This is a genomic window from Amycolatopsis speibonae (assembly GCF_042647925.1).
Classification (GTDB): Bacteria; Actinomycetota; Actinomycetes; order Mycobacteriales; family Pseudonocardiaceae; genus Amycolatopsis; species Amycolatopsis speibonae.
On the sequence record NZ_JBHRWK010000099.1, the window covers coordinates 1 to 4,233 of the forward strand.

The following is a 4,233-nucleotide window of genomic DNA, read 5'->3' on the forward strand; positions in this document are numbered from 1 at the left end:
ACGCCAAATGCAACGCCACCAACGACGAAGAACACGCCGTATCAATCGTCACCGCCGGACCCTCCAACCCCAACGCATACGCCACCCGACCCGACGCCACACTCGCGGTGTTGCCGACTCCGACGTAAACACTGTCGGGCGCCTGGTTCAGCTGATCGACATAGTCCTGATAGGACATTCCGAAGAAGACTCCCGAAGAACTTCCCGCGAGGGACAGCGGGTCGATGCCCGCTCGTTCGAAGGCCTCCCACGAAGTCTCCAGCAACAGCCGCTGCTGCGGATCCATCGCCAGCGCCTCACGCGGTGAGATCCCGAAGAACCCAGGATCGAAATCCCCGGCCCGGTGCAGGAAACCGCCGCGGCGGGTGTAGGTCTTGCCCTCGGCCGCCGGGTCCGGGTCGTAGAGTGCCTCGACATCCCAGCCCCGGTCGACCGGGAAGTCCGTGATGCCTTCGCCGCCGGTGGCGAGCATTCGCCACAGGTCTTCCGGCGTCTCCACGTCGCCCGGATAACGGCAGCTCATCGCCACGATGGCCACGGGTTCGTCCGTCGCGGCCACCGGGACGGCCGTGACCGGGGCGGTGCTTTCGGCCTCGCCGAGTACTTCCTTGCGCAGATGCGCGACCAGCGCGGCCGGTGACGGGAAGTCGAAGATCAGCGTGGCAGGCAGCCGGAGCCCGGTGATCACGTTCAGCCGGTTTCGCAGTTCGACCGCGGTCACCGAGTCGAAACCCAGTTCGCGGAAGGCTTTCTTGGCCTCGATGCGTTCGGCGTCGGCATGCCCGAGCACGGTGGCGATCTGGCCGCGGACGAGCCGCATCAGCTCGCGCTCCTGGTCGGCGGCAGGCTGGTTCGCCAGCCGCGCGCCGAGTTCGGAGGCCGACGCGGGGGCGGCGTTCTTCGCCGTGCCCGTGCCGACCATGTCCCCGCCCGCACCGGAGGCGAGCATCCGCCGGACGTCGTCCACCCCGTGCAGGAACGGCCGTGCCCGCGAGGAGGTGAAGGCGAGGAAGAACCGTTCCCAGTCGATGTCCGCGACGGTCAGGAAGGTTTCGTCGTGGTCGAGCGCCTGCTGGAGGATGGCCAGCGACAGCTCGGGACTGACGTCCTTGAGCCCGTGCCGCCGTGACAGTTCCCCGCCGTCGCCCTCGGCCATACCGCCGCCCGCCCACGGTCCCCAGGCGACGGCGGTCGCGGTGCGGCCGTGCGCGCGGCGTTGCTGCGCGAAGGCGTCCAGGAAGGCGTTGCCGGGCGCGTAGTTGCCCTGCCCCGGCCCGCCGGTGGTGCCGGCGAACGACGAGAAGAGCACGAACGCGGACAGGTCGCGGTCTTCGGTCAGTTCGTGGAGGTTACGGGTGCCGCCGACCTTGACCTGGGTGACCCGGTCGATCTGCGCGGTGGTGAGCGAGTCGATCAGGCTGTCGTCGAGCACCGCCGCCACATGGAACACGGCGGTGACCGGATGCTCCGCGAGCACCTCGGCGAGCGAAGCGCGATCGGCGATGTCGCAAGCCGCGATCGTCACGCGGCACCCCAGCTCCGCGAGCTCGTCGCGGAGTTCCGCAGCTCCGGGGGCGTCAGGGCCGCGACGGCTGGTGACGAGCACGTGCTCGGCTCCGTTGCGCGCGAGCCAGCGGACGACGTGCGTCCCGAGCGCGCCCGTGCCCCCGGTCACCAGGACCGTGCCTTCCGGGCGCCAGGTCCGGACCGGTACGTCTCCGGCCGGAGTACGCAGCAGGCGGCGGACGAGGACGCCGGTGGCACGGACGGCGAGCTGGTCTTCCTCCGCCGCGTTGCCGAGTGCGCTTGTCAGTCCGGCGAGGGCGCGGTCCGTCACCTCGGCAGGCAGGTCCACGAGTCCGCCCCAGCGTTCGGGGTGTTCCAGGCCGACGACCCGGCCGAACCCCCACACCTGGGCCTGTGCCGGATTCCGCGGCGCCTCGGCCGGGGTCACGGACACCGCGCCGTCACTCGCGCACCACAGCAGCGCCCGCACACCGGCGTCCCCGAGCGCTTGGACCAGCGCGACGGTGAGCGCCAGCCCGAGCGGTGCCGCACGGTGGACGCTGTGGCCGTTTTCGTCGAACGCGAGCAGGGAAAGGACACCGGCGGGCTCGGCCCCGTCTTCGAGTGCCGACCGGAGTTTCCCGGCGAGCACCGCGCGGTCGGTGTCCTGCTCGTCGAGTTCGAGATGCCGCACCGCCGCACCGGCCCGGGTGATCGCGTCGAGTGAGCCTCGGACCCACGGGTGCCCGCTGTCCGTGGCCGAAGACAGCACGACCCACGTGCCGTCGAGCTTCGGGACGCCGGGCGGATCCAGTGGCTGCCAGGAAACGCCGTAACGCTTGCTGTCCTTTTCGGCCTGTTCCTGGTTCCCTCGGTACCAGGACGTGAGCGTGGGCAGCACGGCTCGCAGCGCGGCTTGCTGGTCTTCGGAGGTACCGAGGGTCTTCGCCAGACCGGCGAGGTCCTCTTGGCCGACCGCGTCCCAGAACCGGGCATCCACAGTGGACTCTACTGAGTCCGCTGGGTCCGGCTGGGCGTCGGTCAGCCAGTAGCGCTCATGCTGGAACGGATATGTCGGCAGATCCTCCGGAACCGTCCCGGCCTTGCCGAGCAACCCCCGCCAGTCCACGTCCGCACCATTACAGAACGCCTCGCCTGCTGAGAGAAGGAACCTTCGCAGCCCACCTTCGTCGCGGCGGAGCGTGCCCACCACCGGCACATCCACGGTGTCCTCGATCGCCATCGTCAACACCGGATGGGCACTGACCTCGACGAACATCTGCAGACCCTCTTCGGCCAACTGCTCCACCGCGTCCGCGAACCGCACTGTCTGACGAAGGTTCCGATACCAGTAACCACCCGTCAACTCAGTCGTGTCCAGCCACTGAGAGTCCACAGTGGAATAGAACGGGACATCGCCCGTACGCGGTGTCACCGGGGCAAGCAACTCGGCAAGCTCCGCCTCGATCCGCTCCACATGAGCCGAATGCGAGGCATAGTCCACCGCCACCAACCGAGCCCGAACACCCTCGGCCTCGAACTTGGCCTTCGCCTTGGCCAGCGCTTCGGGATCACCGGACAGCACGACCGCGTTCGGGCCATTCACCGCAGCGATCGACACACCGTCGCCGACCTCCGTCACCGGAGCAGCCACCGACAACATTCCGCCCAGACCGGCGAGTTCGGCGGCGATCGCCTGGCTCCGCAGCGCCACCACTCGGGCGCCGTCCTCCAGGCTCAAGCCACCCGACACCACCGCAGCCGCGATCTCACCCTGGGAATGGCCCACCACCGCCGACGGAACCACACCGAGCGACCGCCACACCGCGGCCAGCGACACCATCACCGACCACAACACCGGCTGAACAACATCAACCCGACCCAATGCAGCCTCGTCGTCCAACACCTCGAACAACGACCAGTCCACAAAGGACCTCAAAACACTGTCGCACTCCGCCATCCGCGAAGCGAACACCGGGCTCTCCCCCAGCAAGGCCGAGGCCATGCCAAGCCATTGCGAGCCCTGACCGGGGAACACAAACACGACGCGATCCACACCGGAGCCAGAACCCCGCACGACACCAGCAGGCAACTCGCCCGCCGCCAACGCGGCAGCCAAGCCGGCTTGATCCTCACCCACCAGCACCGCGCGATGCTCGAACACCGAACGACCCGTCAGCCCCGCCGCCACACCCGCGGCATCACCGGCATACCCGGCCAGCCGACCGGCGAACGCCTCCACGGCCTCCGGCGATTTACCCGAAAGCACCCACGGCTGCACGGAAACCTGCACGGTGGGCGCGGGAGCGATCTCCGGCGCCTGCTCCAGGATGACGTGGGCGTTGGTACCGCTGATACCGAACGCGGACACCCCGGCCCGTCGCGGCCTGCCGGTGTCCGGCCAGTCCCTTGCCTCGGTCAGCAGTTCGACCGCTCCGGAGTTCCAGTCGATCCGCTCGTTCGGCTCGGTGATGTGCAAAGTCTTCGGCAGCACACCGTGCTGCATCGCGAGCACCATCTTCATCACCCCGGCGACCCCGGCCGTGGCCTGCGTGTGCCCCAGGTTCGACTTCACCGAACCCAACCACAACGGCTCCTCACGATCCTGACCATAAGTCGCCAACAACGCCTGCGCCTCAATAGGATCACCCAACGTCGTCCCGGTGCCATGCGCCTCCACAGCATCCACATCAGACGAAGAAAGACCAGCATCCGCCAACGCAGCAC

General features: G+C 68.5%; 1 protein-coding gene. It reads right to left on the reverse strand.

What is annotated here, in order from left to right:
• Positions 1 to 4,233, reverse strand: a 4,233-nt coding sequence (locus ACFOSH_RS39945) for an SDR family NAD(P)-dependent oxidoreductase (protein WP_449224210.1), incomplete at both ends; no start/stop codon positions are given.